The organism is Zhihengliuella halotolerans (genome assembly GCF_004217565.1).
Lineage (GTDB): Bacteria > Actinomycetota > Actinomycetes > Actinomycetales > Micrococcaceae > Zhihengliuella > Zhihengliuella halotolerans.
The window spans coordinates 1,338,986-1,357,053 of record NZ_SHLA01000001.1 but is presented as its reverse complement, the minus strand read 5'-3'; the positions used below and the strand labels follow the sequence as shown (position 1 = coordinate 1,357,053).

16 protein-coding genes are annotated in these 18,068 nt (G+C 70.5%); 6 read left to right on the top strand and 10 right to left on the bottom strand.

Going from position 1 to position 18,068, the window contains the following annotated elements; genetic code table 11:
• The first annotated feature begins 69 nt into the window (after nt 1-69).
• The 3 genes from EV380_RS06040 to EV380_RS06030 all read left to right on the top strand — a co-directional run bounded on the left by EV380_RS06040 (nt 70) and on the right by EV380_RS06030 (nt 5,725).
• Complete coding sequence (locus tag EV380_RS06040) at nt 70-1,233, top strand: exonuclease SbcCD subunit D (protein WP_130450044.1); 1,164 nt, start codon at nt 70-72, stop codon at nt 1,231-1,233.
• Complete coding sequence (locus EV380_RS06035) at nt 1,230-4,307, top strand: AAA family ATPase (protein WP_130450042.1); 3,078 nt, start codon at nt 1,230-1,232, stop codon at nt 4,305-4,307. Before EV380_RS06040 ends, EV380_RS06035 begins: the two co-directional genes overlap by 4 nt.
• 110 nt (nt 4,308-4,417) lie before the next feature.
• The gene (locus EV380_RS06030) at nt 4,418-5,725 is read left to right on the top strand and encodes an MFS transporter (RefSeq protein WP_242607521.1); all 1,308 of its coding nucleotides are present in this window, start codon (nt 4,418-4,420) and stop codon (nt 5,723-5,725) included.
• On the opposite strand, the gene EV380_RS06025 is transcribed toward EV380_RS06030, so the two are convergent.
• Nucleotides 5,688-6,446, bottom strand: a complete 759-nt coding sequence (locus EV380_RS06025; protein ID WP_278030539.1) for an IclR family transcriptional regulator — start codon at nt 6,444-6,446, stop codon at nt 5,688-5,690. The two genes, EV380_RS06030 and EV380_RS06025, sit on opposite strands and share 38 nt — an antisense overlap.
• Before the next feature lie 121 nt (nt 6,447-6,567).
• On the opposite strand from EV380_RS06025, the gene EV380_RS06020 reads away from it, so the two are divergent.
• The gene (locus EV380_RS06020; RefSeq protein WP_165391895.1) at nt 6,568-6,951 is read left to right on the top strand and encodes an META domain-containing protein; all 384 of its coding nucleotides are present in this window, start codon (nt 6,568-6,570) and stop codon (nt 6,949-6,951) included.
• Here EV380_RS06020 and EV380_RS06015 read toward each other — a convergent pair.
• Nucleotides 6,938-7,627, bottom strand: coding sequence for a phosphoribosyltransferase (locus tag EV380_RS06015; RefSeq protein WP_130450038.1), 690 nt, complete (start codon nt 7,625-7,627; stop codon nt 6,938-6,940). The two genes, EV380_RS06020 and EV380_RS06015, sit on opposite strands and share 14 nt — an antisense overlap.
• A gap of 191 nt (nt 7,628-7,818) precedes the next feature.
• Here EV380_RS06015 and EV380_RS06010 point away from each other — a divergent pair, with 191 nt between their 5' ends.
• Nucleotides 7,819-9,144: an MFS transporter gene (locus EV380_RS06010; protein ID WP_130450036.1), complete on the top strand. Its 1,326-nt coding sequence runs from the start codon at nt 7,819-7,821 to the stop codon at nt 9,142-9,144.
• A gap of 114 nt (nt 9,145-9,258) precedes the next feature.
• Here EV380_RS06010 and hpaD read toward each other — a convergent pair whose 3' ends face one another.
• From hpaD to EV380_RS05970, 8 genes are all read right to left on the bottom strand, one after another.
• Entirely contained in the window at nt 9,259-10,368 is a 1,110-nt protein-coding gene (gene hpaD / locus EV380_RS06005) for a 3,4-dihydroxyphenylacetate 2,3-dioxygenase (RefSeq protein ID WP_130450034.1), read from the bottom strand.
• 85 nt (nt 10,369-10,453) lie between these two features.
• Nucleotides 10,454-11,956, bottom strand: a complete 1,503-nt coding sequence (gene hpaE, locus EV380_RS06000) for a 5-carboxymethyl-2-hydroxymuconate semialdehyde dehydrogenase (RefSeq protein ID WP_130450032.1) — start codon at nt 11,954-11,956, stop codon at nt 10,454-10,456.
• A 34-nt stretch (nt 11,957-11,990) separates the two neighbouring features.
• Nucleotides 11,991-12,674 carry a GntR family transcriptional regulator gene (locus tag EV380_RS05995; RefSeq protein ID WP_130450030.1) on the bottom strand — a complete coding sequence of 228 codons (684 nt, stop codon included), beginning with the start codon at nt 12,672-12,674 and terminating at the stop codon, nt 11,991-11,993.
• Nucleotides 12,661-14,169: a fumarylacetoacetate hydrolase family protein gene (locus EV380_RS05990; protein ID WP_130450028.1), complete on the bottom strand. Its 1,509-nt coding sequence runs from the start codon at nt 14,167-14,169 to the stop codon at nt 12,661-12,663. Before EV380_RS05990 ends, EV380_RS05995 begins: the two co-directional genes overlap by 14 nt.
• Nucleotides 14,170-14,276: 107 nt before the next feature.
• Nucleotides 14,277-15,047 carry an alpha/beta fold hydrolase gene (locus EV380_RS05985; protein ID WP_165391894.1) on the bottom strand — a complete coding sequence of 257 codons (771 nt, stop codon included), beginning with the start codon at nt 15,045-15,047 and terminating at the stop codon, nt 14,277-14,279.
• 10 nt (nt 15,048-15,057) lie between these two features.
• Nucleotides 15,058-15,384, bottom strand: a complete 327-nt coding sequence (locus EV380_RS05980) for a biotin/lipoyl-containing protein (protein WP_130450024.1) — start codon at nt 15,382-15,384, stop codon at nt 15,058-15,060.
• Nucleotides 15,377-16,420: an alpha-ketoacid dehydrogenase subunit beta gene (locus EV380_RS05975; protein WP_102160814.1), complete on the bottom strand. Its 1,044-nt coding sequence runs from the start codon at nt 16,418-16,420 to the stop codon at nt 15,377-15,379. The genes EV380_RS05980 and EV380_RS05975 overlap by 8 nt, the downstream gene beginning before the upstream one ends.
• Nucleotides 16,413-17,462 carry a thiamine pyrophosphate-dependent enzyme gene (locus EV380_RS05970; protein WP_130450022.1) on the bottom strand — a complete coding sequence of 350 codons (1,050 nt, stop codon included), beginning with the start codon at nt 17,460-17,462 and terminating at the stop codon, nt 16,413-16,415. The genes EV380_RS05975 and EV380_RS05970 overlap by 8 nt, the downstream gene beginning before the upstream one ends.
• Nucleotides 17,463-17,578: 116 nt before the next feature.
• On the opposite strand from EV380_RS05970, the gene EV380_RS05965 reads away from it, so the two are divergent.
• On the top strand, nt 17,579-18,052 hold the full coding sequence (locus EV380_RS05965; RefSeq protein ID WP_102160813.1) for an Lrp/AsnC family transcriptional regulator: 474 nt from the start codon (nt 17,579-17,581) through the stop codon (nt 18,050-18,052).
• The last annotated feature ends 16 nt before the right edge of the window (nt 18,053-18,068 follow it).

Below are 18,068 nucleotides of genomic sequence, written 5' to 3'. Positions count from 1 at the left end.
TACGTATGCCGGCACCGGGAGAGCGTCGCGCTGACCTATTCCGGAAGCGGTGCGGCATAGGCTGAAGTCATGAAGATCCTGCACACCTCGGACTGGCACCTGGGCCGGTCGTTCCACGGCGCCGGGCTCGAATCCGCCCAGCGAAGGTTCCTCGACGAGCTCATCGCGTGCGTCGAGGGGGACGGGATCGACCTCGTGCTGGTCTCCGGCGACGTCTACGACCGTGCGATGCCCGGTGTGGACGTGGTGAGCCTTTTCGATGAGGCGCTGGTGCGGATCCGTGCCGCCGGCGCACAGGTGGTCGTTACGAGCGGCAACCACGACTCGGCGATTCGGCTGGGTTTCGGCGCGCGGCTCATGGAAGTCTCCGGGGTGCACGTCCGCACGGCGGTCGCGGCGGCGGCGGACCCGGTCGTGTTCGACGGCGGCGATCACCACGTGGCGGTCTACCCGGTCCCGTACCTGGAACCGCGCATGGTGCGCGACGAGCTGGGCGTCGAAGAGCCCGGGCACCCGGCGGTCGTGCGCGCCGTCCTCGAGCGGCTCCGCGCGGACCTGGCACGGCGGCGGGCGGAGGCCGCGGAGCCGGTGCTCGCCGTCGTGATGGCCCACGTCTTCGCGGCGGGCGCCGAACCGAGCGAGAGCGAACGGGACCTGAGCATCGGCGGCGTCGACAAGGTGCCGGTCTCCTACTTCGAGGACTTCGACTACGCGGCGCTCGGGCACCTGCACGGACGGCAGCGCCTCGCCGAGAACGTGCGCTACTCTGGCTCGCCCGTCGCCTACTCCTTCTCCGAGGCGCAGCACCGCAAGGGTGCGTGGCTCATCGAGACGGGCGCGGAGGGGATTCTCGGCGTCGAGGCGAGGGACTGGACTCCAGAACGCTCTCTCGCGACGCTGCGCGGGGACCTCGAGGACCTGCTGTCGGACGCGTCCCATGCCGCCGCGGAGAGCGCCTACTGCCAGGTGACGTTGACTGACGCGGAGCGTCCCGCTCGGGCTCTCGAGCGCATCCGCGGCCGTTTCCCCCACCTGCTCGTGCTCCGTTTCGAGCCGCGGGACCGGCAGGAGCAGGACGCCTCCTACGCGGAGCGTCTCCGCAGGGCGCAGAGCCCGATCCAGGTGACGGGGGACTTCGTCGACCACGTGCGCAGGCGCGGGCTGGCGGACGACGAGCGTGCCGTCATGGAGTCCGCGTTCGCGGCCGTACACGAGGGCAAGGGTGACGCATGAGGATCCACCGACTGCGGCTGCAGGCTTTCGGGCCGTTCAAGGGCACCGAGACCATCGATTTCGACGCCTTGTCGGCGGCGGGACTCTTCCTGCTCAACGGCGAGACCGGTGCTGGCAAGACGAGTGTGCTCGACGGGATCTGCTTCGCGCTCTACGGCACCCTTCCCGGGGCACGCGAGGGGGTGCGGACCATCCGCAGCGCCCACGCCGACGAGGAGACGGTGCCCGAGGCAGTCTGCGAGTTCTGCGTGCGGGAACGCCGGTTCGAGGTCACCCGTTCGCCCGCGTGGGATCGGCCGAAGCGCCGCGGCACCGGCACGACTCAGGAGAAGGCGCAGAGCCGACTGCGCGAGCTTGTCGACGGCCAGTGGGTGGTCAAGTCCACGCGCAATGATGAGGTCGGCGCCGAGATCGCCGACATTCTCGGCATGGGTCGGGCGCAGTTCACCCGGGTCGCGATGCTGCCGCAGGGGGAGTTCGCGGCGTTCCTGCGCGCCCCCGACAAGGAACGTCAGGCCCTGCTCGAGAGCCTCTTCGACGTCTCCGACTACCGCGGGGTCGAGTCGCACCTCGCCGAGCGCCGTCGCCGCCTGGCCGCGGCGGCCCGCGAGGCGGAGCTCGAACACGAGCACCTGTTCAGTGATCTCGCCGACGACGCGACGACCCACCTCGGGGCGCTGACGCCTGCTGAGTCGCCCGCAGGAGGTGGCGCCGACGGCGAGGGGCCGGGAGAAGAAGCCGAGCCCGCCGGTGACGAGCAGCTGATCAGCCTCGTCGCCGGGCGCCTCGCAGAAGCGCGGGCGGGCCTGAACCTGGCCCTCGCCTCCGCCCAGGAGGAGTACCGCCGGCTGATCTCAGCCGCCGAGATCATCGAGCGGCGGCGCAGCGACGCAGCCGCCCTCGACGACGCCGAGCGGGCACAGGCGGAACACGACGGGCGGCGCGCTGCCGTCGACGATGCCCGGACGATGCTGGACGCGGATGCCCGGGCCGCCCGCGTCACCGCCGCCGCGGCGCGCCGGGACACGGCGGCGGAGCATCTCGCGGCGTGCCGGCGCGGGCACGCGGAGGCGCGCGGGAAGGCGGAATCGCTGGAGGACGCCGCCGACCTCCTCGCGGCGGCCGGTGCGGACGACGGGCCCCTCGAGAAGTCGTTCCTTGCGCGGGCGACCAAGGCGCTCACCGTCGCCGAATCGTTGCTGCCACGGGAGCGGGAACTCGCGGATCGGCGCGAGCGACTCAAGGCCACGGAGGACGAGACCGAATCCATTGCGGCGAACCTGTTGCAGGCCGGCCAGCGGGTCGAGGCGCTCGATGTCGAGGAAGCGCGGGCGCGCGCGGAGATGGCCGAGCACGCGCCCACCGCCGCCGAACGCGCGCAGCGCACGGCCGCCGTCGACGAGGCCCGACGCGCGGTCGAGGCCGTGACAGCGCGGGACGGGTTCCGTGCCGAGCACGATGCTGCCGTCGGCGCCTGGACACGGGCCGAGCGAGAACACGCCGCCGCGAGAACAGAGCACGCCGGCCTCGTGGCCGCCCGTCTGGCGAACTCCGCCGCGGCACTCGCCGCCGAACTCGTCGCGGGCGAGGCGTGCGCCGTGTGCGGATCGCCCGACCACCCCGATCCGGCCACCGCCTCCGGCGCCGATGCGGTGACCGACGAGCAGATCGCGGCCGCCGAGGGCCGCGTCCAGGAACGGCAGCACCGGGCGGAAGAGGCTGCGCGGGCCAAAAGCGATGCCGAAGCGCGCATGCAGCGGCTCGCGGCCCTCGCGCATGAGGCGAGCGCGGCGGACGTGGCGGCCGCGTTGGATGCGGCGAAGACGCGCGCGGAGGCCGCCGGCACGGCCGCGGAGGCGCTGCAGGCAGCTGAACAGCGCATCGAACAGCTCATGACCGAGCGAGAGGCCCTGACCGCAGAGATCGGCCGGGCACGCGAGGAGCAGTCGGCGCTCGCGTCGAGGCGCCTCGAACTCAACGAGCGCATCGCCGGAGACGCACGCGTCATCGAAGAGGCCGCCGCGCCCGCGGCCACACTCGCCGCACGCGTCGAACAGCTCAGCCGCGTCGTCCACGCGGCTGCGATCTGGGAGCAAGCCCTCTCGCGCGTCGGCGAGGCCGAGCGCGACGATGCCCGCGCCGGCAGCGAGCTCGACGCGTCGCTGGCCGAGAACGGATTCGAGACGGTAGAGGAGGCCCGGGCGGGAAGGCTGGCTGAAGGCCGCCGGGGCGAACTCAGCGCCCGCGTCGAGGCCTTCGACGCGGCGGCGATCCGGCTGGCGACCCTCGCCGAGAGCGAGCAGCTCGTCCGCGCGCGCTGGGATCGGACAGACGGTCACGCCGTGCCCGCAGAGGACGAGGCCGCGGCCGCCCGTCGTCGGGCCGAGGAGGCGGAGCAGACGGTGACCGACGTCGTCGCCCGGCAGGGCAGCCTGGACGGCTACGCGCGGCGTTTCGAGGGCCAGCGCGACCGTCTGCGCGCCCTCAACGAGCGCCAGGGCCCGCTGCTGGCCGAGTACGAGCTGGTCAAAGGCCTCGCCGATCTGGCGGCAGGAGCCGGGGAGAACACGTTCAAGATGCCGCTGAGCACGTACGTCCTGGCCGCGAGGCTGGAAGCCGTCGCGGCCGCCGCGAACGAACGCCTGGTCGAGATGACGGCGGGGCGCTTCGCGCTCGCGCACGACGACGCCGCCTCCGGTCGGGGCAAAGGCGGGCTCGGCATCAAGGTCCGTGACGAGTGGACCGGTGCCGAGCGCGAACCGGGGTCGCTCTCCGGCGGCGAGTCCTTCATGGCCTCCCTCGCTCTGGCCCTCGGGCTCGCCGACGTCGTCCAGGCCGAATCGGGCGGCATCGACATGGAGACGCTCTTCGTTGACGAGGGCTTCGGCAGTCTCGATCCCGCAACCCTGGAAAAGGTCATGTCCGCCCTCGACGGCTTGCGCACGAGCGGCCGCGTCGTCGGCCTCGTGAGCCACGTGCAGGAGCTCAAGGAGCAGATCGCCGCCCAGCTCGTCGTGCACAAGACCCGGGAGGGATCGACGACCACGCTCGAACTCGACTCCTGCGGCGTATAGCCCAGCTATCCTCGACACGCCGGAAAAACCAGGTAAACTTTATCCGGTACAGGGTTGGGCGTACCGGGATGGCTGGGACGGTGCGCATGTCGCGAAGGACATGAGTCACTTTGTCGCACCCCGTCACCGGCGCGTCCGCGCCCGTCGAACCACCCATCCCGGAACCCGCCGCGCCGAAGCCTCAGGGCCGCGTTCCGTTCTCCTCGTTGGCCGGCCTGACCGGCCGGGCCTACCTCCCGCTGGCCTTCGTCGCCCGCCTCCCGCTCGCGTTCCTTTCCATCGGCGCCCTGACACTCGTCGCGGCGGCGACGGGCTCGTATGCCGCCGGCGGCCTGGCCGCCGCCGCGACCGGCATCGGGCAGGCAATCGGCGGCCCGCTGTCCGGGTACCTGATTGATCGCACTTCCCAGCGGGCCGTGCTCGTGCCCGTGGCCATCGCCCACGCGATCCTCATCGTCGCCGTCGTCTGGCTGGTTCTCGGTGCCGATCCCGCGACCGGCGTTCTACTCGTCACGACCTTCCTCGCCGGGCTGACGTGCCCCCAGGTCGGGTCGATGTCCCGTGTGCGCTGGCAGAACCTCACCTCCGTGCGGCCCCGCGGGCGCCGCGAATTGGAATCGGCGCTGAGTCTCGAGTCGATGGTGGACGAGCTCACTTTCGTCCTCGGGCCGGCGCTCGTCGGCCTCTTCGCTTCGCTCTTCGCTCCCTGGCTGCCCTTGATCATCGCCGCGGTCCTGACCGCCGTGATGGTCCCGCTCTTCGCACTCCACTGGACGGAGCGGGCAGCCGAACGCGCGCACCTCATGGTCCGGGCGCGCACGAGCGGCCAGTCGCGCCAGGGCGCGTGGACGCCGCTGCGTATCGCGGGCGTGGGCGCCGCCGTCGCCGGAATGATCGGCATGGGCGGGCTCTTCGGGACGATCTCGGCGAGCTCTGTGGCGTTCGCCGGGGAGGCCGGCCAGGCCAGCGCCGGCGGTCTCTTCTACGCGGCCATGGGCCTCGCGTCGGGCGCAACCGCACTGTCGGTCTCCGCCTGGCCGAGCGTCTGGGGGCAGTCCAAGCGCTGGTTCGTGTGCGCCCTGCTGGTGGTCCCCGCGGTGTTGCTGCTGCACGCCGTCGACTCCGTGCCGTGGATGATCGCGGTGGTCTTCATCATCGGTCTGCCGATCGGCCCCGTGCTGGTGACGGTGTACACGATCGGCAGCGAAGCGTCCCCGCGCGGGCGGCTCGGGACCGTGATGACGCTGCTGGCCAGCGGCGTGGTCGTCGGCGTCTCCGCCGGCAACGCCGCTGCCGGCACCGTCGCCGACGCCGGGGGCAGCTCCGCGGCGTTCGGCACGGTGGCCGTCGCCGCCGTCGTGCTGTTCGCTGCTTCGGTCGTCAGCGCCCTGGTGCGGCGCCGAGGGCGCGCTCGATAGCGCGCGCAGCACGCACCATCCGCTCGCCGAGATCGGCCGTCGCCGCCGGAGGCGTCGCGGTCGGGTACACCATCGCGACCGCGGCGGGCAGCTGGTTCGGTACCCGGATGGGCGCGGCCACGGCCGAGACGCCCGGGATCACCTCGTCGCGGCTGACGGCGTAGCCGAGGCTGCGCGCTTCAGCCGCCGCCGCCCGGTAGGGTTCCTCCGGCATGCGCTCCACCCAGGCCTCGGGGGTCAGTGCGGACTGGATGGCGATGCCGGGCGCGCCTAGGTTGAAGGCGTGGCGGGAACCGGGCCGTTGGATGACCGCGGCTGTACCGTGCCGAGGTTCCACGGTGACCAGGGTGAAGCAGTCGCGCTGGTCCCAGACCGCGATGAAGGCGCTCGCGCCGTGCTCGTTCGCTACCTCCGCCAGCTCGGGCAGGGCAGCGGATTGGAGGTCCTGCTGCACGCCGCGGGCGAGGGCGACGAGCCCGGGGGCCAGCTGCACGCGTCCGCTCGCGTCGCGCATGACGAGCAGGTGGGATTCGAGCGTGCGCAGGATGCGGTAGGCGATCGAGCGGTGTACGCCCAGTTGCGCCGAAAGTTCGGCGATCGTCAACGGCCCCGGCGACTCGGCCAGGACCTCGAGCATACGGATGCCGCGCGAGAGGGTCTGCGACGCCGGTTTGGCGCCCGAATCCTTTGGCGCAGGCTCCTCGGCGGATTCAGTTGGCACGCTCGCTCCTCGTGTTGCTCGTCACGGTCGTGAGCCTAGCATCCGTGCTCGCTGACCGAACGCCGCGTTCCGATTGTGAACGAGTCGGGACAAGCGCCGCCGGATGCGGCATGCTGGCCGTATGAGCTCCCACCCGTACCGCGCCCTCTGCCTCGTTCTCGCGCTCGCAGCCTCCGCTTCGCTGGCCGCGTGCGCCCCCGGCGGCGCGGGAGCGCCTCTCGAGGAGCGGATCCTCGGCCAATGGGGTGACGACGACGGGGCCTCGCCCTGGCTGCGCTTCGACGCCGACGGCACGCTCACCGGCTCGGACGGGTGCAACCGGATGGGCGGGTCGTGGAAAGTCGAGGACGGGCGCGTGCAGACGCCGGGCGTGTTCAGCACGAAGATGTGGTGCGAGGACTACACCGAATGGATGGGGGATCTGGCCTCGCTGGAGGTAGACGGGGATGATCTGATCGCCTTCGACGCCGACGGCGAGCGCCTCGGCACCCTCAGCCGTTCGTGAACCCGGGCCCGCCGGGACCGTCGAGCAGGTCGTGCACCCACGCGTCGGAGACCTGGTCGAAGTGCTCGTAGGCGGCGCCGACGGCTCCGAAGTTCGCAGGCCGGTGCGGGCAGACGAGGCGGTCAACCGCGGCTTCGAGTTCCGCGCACGTCGACGGCGGGCCGACGGGCAGTGCCGCGACGAGCCGCGCCGGTGCGGACCGGGCGAGCACGTCGAGCGCGGCGCGCAGGGTAGCGCCGGTCGCGAGGCCGTCGTCGGCGACAACGACCGTGCGCCCGGCGACGTCGGGCACGCGCCCGGCGAGGTAGTCGCGGTGGCGGCGTTCGAGCTCGGCACGTTCCGCCTGCTCGACCTCGCGCAGGGCGCGCCGGGGTGCGCACCGCGCGGCGCCCGATCTGATCGCCTCGGAACGGAAGGCAGCCCGCTGCCGGCCGTGCGCGGCGAGCGCGCCGAAGGCGACCTCCGGCTGCCCGGGCACCCCGAGCTTGCGCACCACGAGCGCATCCCATTCCAAGCCGAGTCGGTGGGCGATTCCGGCGGCGACGGGCACGCCGCCGCGGGCGAGGCCCAGGACGATCGCCTGCGGGTCGTCAGCGAGGTCGTGGAGGGCGCCGGCGAGCGCCTCCGCGGCCGCGTCGCGGTCCGCGTAGGGTGGCCGTCCGGTGCCCTCGTTCATGCCACCAGTGTGCCCGGCCTCCTGCGTTCCGGCTAGGTCCTGCGGGAACTCGAGGGGCCGCGCCCGGCGCGTTGACGGCCTGATGACGGGCGGCGAATGCTCGTGTAATATCGCTCACACCAAATAACTGTACGATCGTTCGGTAAAGCGAAATGCTCCGTCCGGTCGGTGGATCGAACAACGGAGTTCCCATGCCTACTGGAAGCGCAGTGCATCACGAATCGAATCCGCGGGAGGAGAGGCGGGTACTGGCGGGCACTCTCGTTGGCACCACCATCGAGTGGTACGACTTCTTCATCTACGCGCAAGCGGCAGGCCTCGTTCTGGCTCCACTGTTCTTCGCCCCGCTGGGGCCTACGGGGGCTCAGCTCGCGGCGTGGGCGTCGCTCGGCATCTCCTTCCTCTTCCGTCCGCTCGGCGCCATCGTCGCCGGCCACCTCGGAGACAAACTCGGGCGCAAGAAGATTCTCGTCACGACCCTGATCCTGATGGGTTTGGCCACGACGCTGATCGGCGTGCTTCCGACCCACGCGCAGATCGGCATCGGCGCGACCTTGATGCTGATCTTCCTGCGCGTCCTGCAGGGATTCTCCGCCGGCGGCGAATGGGGCGGGGCCGCCCTCATGTCGGTCGAGCACGCGCCGGTCGAGAAGCGCGGCTTCTTCGGCGCGTACCCGCAGATCGGCGTGCCCTGCGGCATGATCCTGGCCACGGGCACGATGTGGGTGCTCACCACGGTGATCGGCGAGGAGGCCTTCGTCGAGTGGGGCTGGCGGCTGCCGTTCCTGTTCTCGATTGTCCTGATCGTCGTCGGTTACCTGATTCGCCGGGCCGTGGAGGAGTCCCCGATCTTCCTCGAGATGCAGCAGCGCAAGAGGGAGTCGTCGGCGCCGCTGGGTATCCTGTTCCGGAACAACTTCAAAGAGGTCGCCCTCTGCGCTTTGATCTTCATCGCCAACAACGCGGCCGGCTACCTGCTCATCGCCTACTTCGCCACGTACGCCACCCGTGAGCTGGGGATGAGCCGGCCCCCGGTGCTGCTGGCAACGACGTTGGCCTCGTTCGGGTGGCTGGCCTTCACGATGTACGGGGGAATCCTCTCGGACCGGATCGGCCGCATCCGGACCTTCCAGATCGGGTACGGGCTCCTGGGCCTCTGGGCGATCCCAATGTGGTTCCTGATCGACACGGCCAACATCTACCTGTACTTCGTCGCGCTGTTCCTCCTGACCGTCGGGCTGGGCCTGTCCTACGGTCCGCAGTCGGCGTTGTACGCCGAGATGTTCCCGGTGGAGGTGCGGTATTCGGGCGTCTCGATCGGCTACGCGTTCGGTGCGATTCTCGGCGGGGCGTTCGCTCCGCTGATCGCAGAGTCGGTGCTCGGCGCGACCGGGAACTCGTGGATGATCGGTGTCTACGTTCTGGGCATCGCGCTGATCTCGCTGATCGCCGTCTCATTCGTCAAGGAGACCAAGGGGCGCAATCTCCACGTCGAGGACGTTCACTCGTCGTCGTAGGCGCAGAACTCCCGGGGTGGGGCCCTGACGAGTCCGGGGCACGACCGGCGCAAAGGTGCGGCACCGCCGACTCGATGCGCCGGCGGTGCCGCACCCTTTGTGAGCGTTACCGGCTCAGACTTGGTTGCCGAGCTTGAAGCCCTTCGACGCCTCGCCTCGATAGGTGCCGGTCTCGTCCTTCTCGCGGGTGTAGGAGAAGCCGTCGGCGCCGACGGTCACGGCCATCTCGGAGTCATCGGTGCGCTCGATGACCTGCTGCGGGTTGCCGTCCAGATCCAGCACCAGGGACGCCTCCGTGTACCAGGACGGGACCACCGGGTTGCCCCACCAGTCGCGGCGCTGGTTGTCGTGCACGTCCCACGTGATGACGGGGTTGTCGGGGTCACCCGTGTAGTAGTCCTGCGTGTAGATCTCGATGCGGTGGTCGTCGGGATCGAGGATGTACAGGTAGAACGCGTTGGAGACGCCGTGGCGGCCGGGGCCGCGCTCGATCCGGTCGGACAGGCGCAGCGCGCCCATCTTGTCGCAGATCTGGATGATGTTGTGCTTCTCGTGGGTGGAGAAGGCCACGTGGTGCATGCGCGGGCCGTTGCCGCCCGTGAGCGCGGTGTCGTGCACGGTGCCCTTGCGGTGCATCCACGCCGCATAGGTCGTCCCGGCCTCGTCCTTGATGTCCTCGGTGACGCGGAATCCCAGGTCCTCGAGGTACTTGCGGCCGCGCGGAACATCCGGGGTGACCTGGTTGAAATGGTCCAGGCGCACCAGCTCGCCGGCCGAGTAGATGTCGTAGCGCATGTGCAGGCGCTCAACGTGCTCGACCTCGTGGAAGAACTCGTAGGGGAAGCCGAGCGGGTCCTCGACGCGGACGGAGTCGCCGATGCCGCGCACGAACCCGTCCGCGCGGCGTTCGGTGCGGCAGCCCAGCTCCTGGTAGTAGGCCTCGGCGCGGTCCACATCTTCGGGCGTGCGCACGCGGTAGGCGAACGCCTTCGCCGCGGCGACCGGACCCTTGGTCAAGACGAGGTTGTGGTGGATGAACTCCTCGAAGGAGCGCAGGTAGATCTGCGTGTCGTCCTCGTGCGTGACGTGCAGGCCCAGCAGGTCGACGTAGAAGTCGCGGGAGGCCGCCAGGTCGGTGACGACCAGCTCCATGTAGGCGCAGCGCAGGATGTCCGGGGCGGGCGCTTCCGGCTTGGGGATCTCGTTGGTGGTGTTTTCGCTCATGATCTTCTCCTGGGAGGTTCTCAGTACGACGGCGGCACGCGTCGGCGGGGGCCGCCGTCGTTTCGGTGGGTGGGGCGGGGGCGGGTCAGGCCTTGCCGAAGACGGGGTTGTGAACCTCGCCGAGGTTGATGTGCACGGCCTGCTGGTCGGTGTAGAAGTCGATCGAACGGTAACCGCCCTCGTGGCCGAGGCCCGAGGCCTTGACGCCGCCGAAGGGCGTGCGCAGGTCGCGGACGTTGTTGGAGTTCAGCCACACCATGCCGGCCTCGACGTTCTGGGCGAAGTTGTGTGAGCGCTTGAGATCGTTGGTCCAGATGTAGGCGGCCAGCCCGTAGCGGGTGTTGTTGGCGAGCTCGAGCGCCTCCTCATCGGTGTCGAACGGGGTGATCGAGACGACGGGGCCGAAGATCTCCTCCTGGAAGATGCGTGCATCGGGGGAGACATCGGCGAAGACCGTGGGCTCGACGAAGTTGCCCTCCGGGAAGGCTTCCGGCCGGCGGCCGCCGGCGGTCAGGCGGGCTTCGGTCTTGCCGATCTCGATGTAGGACATGACCTTCTCGAAGTGCTCGGGGTGCACGAGAGCGCCGACCTCGGTCGCCTCGTCGCTCGGCAGGCCGACCCGCACGCGGGCGGCTTGGGCGGAGTAGCGATCGACGAACTCGTTGTAGATGCTGCGTTCGACGAGGATGCGCGAGCCGGCGGTGCAGCGCTCGCCGTTGAGGGAGAAGACGCCGAAGATCGTGGCGTCGATCGCGGCGTCGAGGTCGGCGTCCGCGAAGACGACGGCGGGCGACTTGCCGCCGAGCTCCATCGACAGGCCCTTGAGGTACGGGGCGGAGTTGGCGAAGATGATCTGCCCGGTGCGGGACTCACCCGTGAAGGAGATCAGCGGCACGTCGGGGTGCTTGACGAGCGAGTCGCCGGCGTAGCCCTCCTCGCCGTAGCCGTGCACGATGTTGAAGACGCCCGCTGGCAGGCCGGCCTCCTCGAAGATCTCCGGCCACAGGGAGGCGGAGAGCGGCGTGAACTCCGCGGGCTTGAGCACGACGGTGTTGCCGGTCGCGAGCGCGGGCCCCAGCTTCCAGGACTCGAGCATGAACGGGGTGTTCCAGGGGGTGATGAGGCCTGCGACGCCGATGGGCTTGCGGTTGACGTAGTTCGCCTGGCGGCCGGGGACCTTGAACGCGTCGTCGTGCTGGGCGACGATCAGGTCCGCGAAGAAGCGGAAGTTCTCCGCCGCGCGGTGGGCCTGACCGAGGGCCTGCTTGATCGGCAGGCCGGTGTCGAAGCACTCCAGCTCGGCGAGATCGCGGCCGCGGGATTCGACGATGTCGGCGATGCGGTGCAGCACCCGGGAGCGCTCGCGCGGGAGCAGGGACGGCCAGGGGCCGTTCTCGAAGGCGTCCTTGGCGGCGGCGACGGCGGCGGCGACGTCTGCGACCTTGCCGGAGGCGGCCTGGATGTAGGGCTCGTTGGTGACGGGGTCCAGGACGTCGAAGGTGTCGCCGTCGATGGAGTCGACGTGCTGGCCACCGATGTAGTGCCGGATGCGATCCGGCAGGTTCTCGGGGAGGTTGTGCTGGCTCATGAGAGTCCTCTCGTCGTTGAAGAAGGGTTTGGTGTCAGTGCCGGGCGGTGATGGGCGCCGTCAGGGTCGACGGCGGCAGGCCCGCCGCGGCGAGGTAGGCGTTCAGGGTGTTGGTGCGGTGCTCGCGTGCCGCCGATTCGACGGCACTCGCGGCGGCACCCGAGTCGAGCAGGTCCAGGAGCGCGTCGTGTTCGGCGACGGAGTCCCGGGCGCGGTGCGGGACGGTGGTGAACGTCGTCGGGCGCATGGCCCGCATTCGCCGCCAGCCGCGGTGCACGAGGTCGAGGATGTGCGGGTTCGGGCACGCGCCGTAGAGCAGTTCGTGGAAGTCGTTGTTCAGGCGCGTGAACCGCTGCGGGTCGAAGTTATCCAGGCACGCCTGCATCTGACGGTTCAGGGTTCGGGCCCGCGCGAGCGCGTCGGCGCCGATCAGCGGGGCGGCCAAGGCCGTCGCGGCGCCTTCGAGGACGGCGAGGGTCTGCATGGTGTGCAGGTACAGGGTCGCGTCCACGTGGGCGACGGTTGCGCCGATGTTGCGTTCGAAGGTCACGAGCCCCTCGGCCTCGAGCCGGCGGATCGCCTCGCGGACGGGCACGACGCTGCAGTCGAGCTCGGCCGCGAGGGAGGAGAGCACGAGCCGGTAGCCGGGGGAGTACGCGCCCGAGGTGATCTTCTCCTGCAGCAGCTCGTAGGCCCGCTCGGACTTAGAGGGTGCCAAGGTCCGCTCCCGCTTCGACCCACGCGTGGTACTTCTCGAGCCACTGCTTGTTCATCGGGAAGAGGCCGTCGATCTTGTTGCCCTTCTGCACATGGGCGAACACAAACGCGTCGCGGCGCTCCTGCTCGACGGTCTCGTCGGCGATTTCGGCGGCCAGCGCCGGCGGAATCACGAGGATGCCGTCGGCGTCGGCGACGATGATGTCGCCGGGCTGCACGGTGGTGCCGCCGCAGCCGATCGTCTCGTCGACGCTCCAGGGCACGTGTTTGCGGCCGAGCACGGCCGGGTGGGCGCCGTTGTGGAAGAGGGGGATGTCGAGTTCGGCGACGGCGGAGAGGTCGCGTACGCCGCCGTCGGTGATGATCGCCTCGGCTCCGGCGACCTGGCTGCGCAGCGCGAGGATGTCGCCGAGCGTGGCTGACCCGGTCTCGCCGCGGGCCTCCATGACCAGGATTTCGCCCGGGGCGAGTGAATCCATGACCCGCTTCTGCGCGTTGTAGCCGCCGCCGTGCGTCTTGAAGAGGTCCTCGCGGTTGGGCACGTAGCGCAGGGTGCGCGCGACGCCGATGACCTTGCGAGTGCCCTTGGTGGCGTTGAGGCCCTCGATGGCGACGTTGTTCAGGCCCCGCTTGCGCAGAGCGCCGGAGATCGTCGCCGTGGCGACGGAGAGCAGCTTCTCGCGGACCGCCGCGGTCAGCGCTGCGGCGCCCGTGAGAGGGGCGTCGACGCCGGCGGCGTCCGCCGTGCCGAACGCGTCGATGCGGTCTGCGTCGGTCACCTTGGTCGGGTTGCCGAACGCGGCGAATCCCTCGGCGCCCGCGGTGACGGTCGTGGCGAGGCGGCCCGTCGAGCGGGAGGAGGCGACGTCGTCGACCTGTACCTCCACCACATCGCCGGGGACGACGACGGAGGAACCGGCGGGGGTGCCGGTGAGGATCACATCCCCCGGGTGCAGGGTCATCTGCTGAGAGAGGTCCGCGACGATCAGGCCGAAGTCGAAGATCAGATCTTCGGTCGTCGCGTCCTGGGCGATCTCGCCGTTGACCCACGTGCGCAGGCGCAGGTTGCGCGGGTCGACGTCGGCGGCGGGCAGCAGAGCCGGGCCGAGCGGGGTGAACCCGTCGCCCGACTTCGAGCGCACATTCGAGCCCTTGTCGGCGTGCTTGATGTCGTAGAGGCCGAGGTCGTTGCTCGCGGTGACCCAGCCGACGTGATTCCAGCCGGCCTCGGGGCTCACGCGGCGCGCGGCGGTGCCGATGACGAGCGCGATCTCGCCCTCGAACGCAAGCAGCTCGGTTCCGGCGGGGCGCTCGACCGTGCCGCCGGAGGTCGCCAAGGAGGAGGTGGCCTTCATGAAGTAGGACGGGAACGCGGGTGTCCGGCCGCGCTGCTCCGCCCGCGATCGGTAGGCCAGGTGGACGGCGATGACCTTGCCGACGCGCTCGCAGAACGCCGCGTCGACGACGGCTCCGTTGCCTTCAGGTGTGGTGGTCACAGACCCTCCCGGTGTCGTGTATGAAATCGTATACGATCAGTGTGGTGCGTGTCACCGGGAATGTCAAGACCCTCCGGCGCGCTGCGGCACCGGAGGGTCGTGGGGTCCTACTCGGCGGCGAGGAACTCCGTCGCGGCCCGCTTGAAGCCGCGCGCCGTCACCGCGTTGGCGTGCGTGCGCCCCGGCAGCACGACGAGGTCCGCCGCCTGTCCGCCCGCCTCGCGCACCAGTCGCAGCAGCTCGGTGCTCGTCGCGGCCAGTTCGTCCTGGTCGCCGGCGACGGCGAGCGTGGGAGTGGTCGGCACGGCGCTCGCCGGGTCGTAGCGTTGGCGCTGGATGCCGGCGATGAATCCCAGGGCCGTCGCCAAGCCGTCGGCGCGGCCGAGCACCTGCTCGCCGGCACGGGCGGCGCCCAGGAGCTGGTCGGAGAGTGCGTCGGCCATCGCCTCGGCCGGATCTGCAGGGTCGAGCACCCGCCGGGCCTCGTCCGTGTCGAAGTCCGCGAGCGGGTCGACGGCGGCGGCGCCGCCGAGCACGAGGCGGCGCACGAGCGCGGGGTGCCGACCGGCCAGCTCCCAGCCCAGACGCGCGCCGAGCGAGTAGCCGATCACGTCGGCGGTGCCGCCGTGTGCCTCGACGACGGCGGCGATCGCCTCCACCAGGTCCGCCGGCGCCCAGTCGTCGGCGGCCGCGGTGTCGCCGTGCCCGGGCAGCTCGACGGCGACGACGCGCCGGCCGGCCTCCGTCAGGTGCCGGAGCCACCCGGTGGATTCCCAGTTGGCGCGGATCGACGAGGCGAACCCGTGGATCAGGAGCACGGGCACGCCGGCGTCGTCCTCACCGAACGTCTCGACGCGGATCAGGTCCGTTCTGGTCATCGTTCCTCCCTCAGTCATCGAGGTCCACGTTCAGGCGCACCCGCCGCTTCGGCTTCTCGTCCTTGGGGACGGTGCCGATGATCCCGGCGGTGTCGTCGGGGACCTCGAACACGACGAGCGTTTCGCCCACCTCGATCGTCTCACCGGGCGCCCCGTGCGTGCGCACCACGACGCCGGTCTGCGGGCTCGGCAGCTCGAGCGAGCTCTTCGTGGTCTCGACCTCGACGAGCGGCTGGTTTCGCTCGACGTGCTCGCCGACCTCGACGAGCCACTCGAGAATCGTGGCCTCGATGAGGCCCTCACCGAGGTCGGGCAGGGGGAAAGACAGTTCAGCCACGGCGGTACTCCAATACGCGCTGGATCCCATAGAGGATGCGGTCGATGTTCGGGATGTATTCGTTCTCCAGGCTCCCGGAGGGGAACGGGACGTCGAAGCCCGTCACGCGCTCCACGGGGGCCTTCAGCGTGCCGAAGCAGCGCTCGGTGATCAGTTGGGCCACCTCGGCGCCCAAGCCGGCGGTCTTCGGGGCCTCGTGCACGACGACGGCGCGGCGCGTCTTGGCGATCGACGCCGCCAGTCCGTCCGCGTCGATGGGGGAGAGCCAGCGCAGGTCCAGGACCTCGACGTCGAGCCCGTCCTCGGCCGCGGCCTCCGCCGCCTGCAGGCAGCGGGTGACCATGGCGCCCCACGCGACGAGGGTCAGGTGCCGGCCCTCGCGGGCCACGTCCACGCCCTCGAGGTTCCCCGGCTCGTCGAAGTCGACCTCGCCCTTCTGCCAGTACCGCGACTTCGGCTCCATGTAGACCACGGGGTCCGGGCGGGATGCGGCGTGACGGAGCAGGTGGTACGCCTGGTGCGGGCTGGAGGGTGAGACGACTTTGAGGCCGGCCACGTGCGCGAACAGCCACTCAAGCGACTCCGAATGCAGCTCGGGGGACTGGATGCCGCCGAAGCTGGGCATGCGCAGCGTGATCGGCATCGGCAGCGCCCCGCGGGTGCGGAAGTTCATCCGGGCGATCTGGGTGACGAGCTGGTTGATGGCGGGGTAGACGAACCCGTCGAACTGGACCTCGGGAATCGGGTGGTAGCCCGCCATCGCGAGTCCGACCGACATACCCAGGATGCCGGACTCGGCGAGCGGGGTGTCGAAGACGCGGTCGGCGCCGAACTCGGCCTGCAGCCCGTCCGTGACGCGGAAGACGCCGCCGAGGACGCCCACGTCCTCGCCGAGCACCACGGCGCGCGGGTCGGCGGCCAGCGCGTCGTGCAGCGCGGCGTTGATGGCCTGATTCATCGACAGGCTCGTGCGGCCCGTGCGCGCGGCACCGGACTCGGGCGCGTGGGCAGGTGGTGCAGCAACGGCATTAGACATGGTCGGATTCCTCTCGCCACGCGGCGGCCTGCTCCCGCAGGGACACCGGCATCTCCTGATACACGTACTCGAACATCTCGGCCCCCGGTCGCGGGCCCTGGGCCTGCACGTCCGCCCGGACGCGCTCCTCGAGCGCCTCCGCCGCGGACTGCACGTCGGCCACGTCCGCAGTCGAGAACGCGCCGCGGGACAGCAGCCGCTCGCGCGCTACATCGAGCGGGTCGGGGCCGCCGTCGTTGCGCTCCTCCTCGAGGCTGCGGTAGCGCCCCGGGTCGTCCGACGTCGAGTGCGGGCCGCGCCGGTAGGTCATCGCCTCGACGACGACGGGGCCAGCACCCGAACGGGCGTGCGCCACGGCCGCCCGCGTCGCCTGCACGACCTCCTCGATGTCGTTACCGTCCACGCGTACGGCGGCGATGCCGTAACCGGCCCCGCGTGCGGCCACCGAACCACCGGAGACCTGGCGCTCCGTCGGCACGGAGATGGCCCACCCGTTGTTCTGCACGAAGAACACTGTGGGGGTCTCGAAGACGCCCGCGAAGTTCATCGCCTCATGCACGTCGCCCTGCGAGGTCGCCCCGTCGCCCAGGAAGACCAGCGCGACCGGGAGGTCGAGTGGTGCATCGGCGTCGGCCGCCAGCGCGTCCAGCCGCTGGCCGTGCCCCCAGCCCACCGCGTGCAGCGCGGAACCGCCGATCACCGTCTGGATCGGCGTCACCCGCGTGGCGCGGGCGTCGTACATGCCGCCATTCCACGTCGCCTTGTGCGTGGCCATGTACTCACCCATGTCCACGCCGGCGGCCAGTGCGGCCCCCATCTCGCGGTACGTCGGGAAGAGGAAGTCCCGGGACATGTCCAGCGCGGCAACGGCGCCGACCTGCGCCGCCTCCTGGCCGCGCATCGGCGCGTAGCCGGGGACGATGCCCTGGCGCTGCCATGCGATCGCCGACGTGTCCAGGTGCCTCACCTGCGTCATCTGGGAATAGAGGCGCACCAGCTCGGCATCCGCCAAGGGAGTGCGCTCGAAGGCCAAAGAAGTCATGAATGTGACGGTAGACACCCGCAGGCTGCTAGGCAAGGTGCATCATATACTCTAGGCAAACTGCACTGATTGTCGAGCATAACCGCCCACAACGTAGACAAACTGCTAGGAGATTCATGGACACCCTCGACGCGCGCATCGTCGGCCTCTTCTCGGGCGACCAGAAGATGTCGGTCCTCGAAGCCTCCCGTCTGCTCTCCGTCGCGCGCGCCACCGTCCAGGCCCGCCTCGACAAGCTCCAATCCACGGGCGCCATCACCGGGTGGGGGCCGCAGCTGGACCCCGCGGGCGTCGGCTACCCCGTGCGGGCCTACTGCTCGCTCGCCATCCATCAGGACGTCGGACACGACGGCGTCGCCGCGGCGCTCGCCGGCATCCCTGAGGTGCTCGAGCTGCATACCGTCTCCGGCGAGTTCGACCTCCTGGCGTGCGTCGTCGCGCGGTCGAACGCCGATCTGCAGCGCGTGCTCGACGCCGTGCTGGCCACGGGCACGGTCGTGCGCTCGTCGTCGTCCGTTGTCCTGAACACGCCCATCGGCTCGCGCATGCTTCCGCTCGTGGAGGCGGCGGCCGCCCGGAATGAGTTATAGTCGTTCTGACATTAAC

What these genes read in the sequence shown, in the direction of transcription:
- EV380_RS05985 (WP_165391894.1), bottom strand. Translation starts at nt 15,047, where the DNA reads ATGACCAGAACGGACCTGATCCGCGTCGAGACGTTCGGTGAGGACGAC.
- EV380_RS05975 (WP_102160814.1), bottom strand. Translation starts at nt 16,420, where the DNA reads ATGTCTAATGCCGTTGCTGCACCACCTGCCCACGCGCCCGAGTCCGGT.
- EV380_RS06010 (WP_130450036.1), top strand. Translation starts at nt 7,819, where the DNA reads ATGCCTACTGGAAGCGCAGTGCATCACGAATCGAATCCGCGGGAGGAG.
- hpaD (WP_130450034.1), bottom strand. Translation starts at nt 10,368, where the DNA reads ATGAGCGAAAACACCACCAACGAGATCCCCAAGCCGGAAGCGCCCGCC.
- hpaE (WP_130450032.1), bottom strand. Translation starts at nt 11,956, where the DNA reads ATGAGCCAGCACAACCTCCCCGAGAACCTGCCGGATCGCATCCGGCAC.
- EV380_RS06020 (WP_165391895.1), top strand. Translation starts at nt 6,568, where the DNA reads ATGAGCTCCCACCCGTACCGCGCCCTCTGCCTCGTTCTCGCGCTCGCA.
- EV380_RS05970 (WP_130450022.1), bottom strand. Translation starts at nt 17,462, where the DNA reads ATGACTTCTTTGGCCTTCGAGCGCACTCCCTTGGCGGATGCCGAGCTG.
- EV380_RS06040 (WP_130450044.1), top strand. Translation starts at nt 70, where the DNA reads ATGAAGATCCTGCACACCTCGGACTGGCACCTGGGCCGGTCGTTCCAC.
- EV380_RS06015 (WP_130450038.1), bottom strand. Translation starts at nt 7,627, where the DNA reads ATGAACGAGGGCACCGGACGGCCACCCTACGCGGACCGCGACGCGGCC.
- EV380_RS05965 (WP_102160813.1), top strand. Translation starts at nt 17,579, where the DNA reads ATGGACACCCTCGACGCGCGCATCGTCGGCCTCTTCTCGGGCGACCAG.
- EV380_RS06035 (WP_130450042.1), top strand. Translation starts at nt 1,230, where the DNA reads ATGAGGATCCACCGACTGCGGCTGCAGGCTTTCGGGCCGTTCAAGGGC.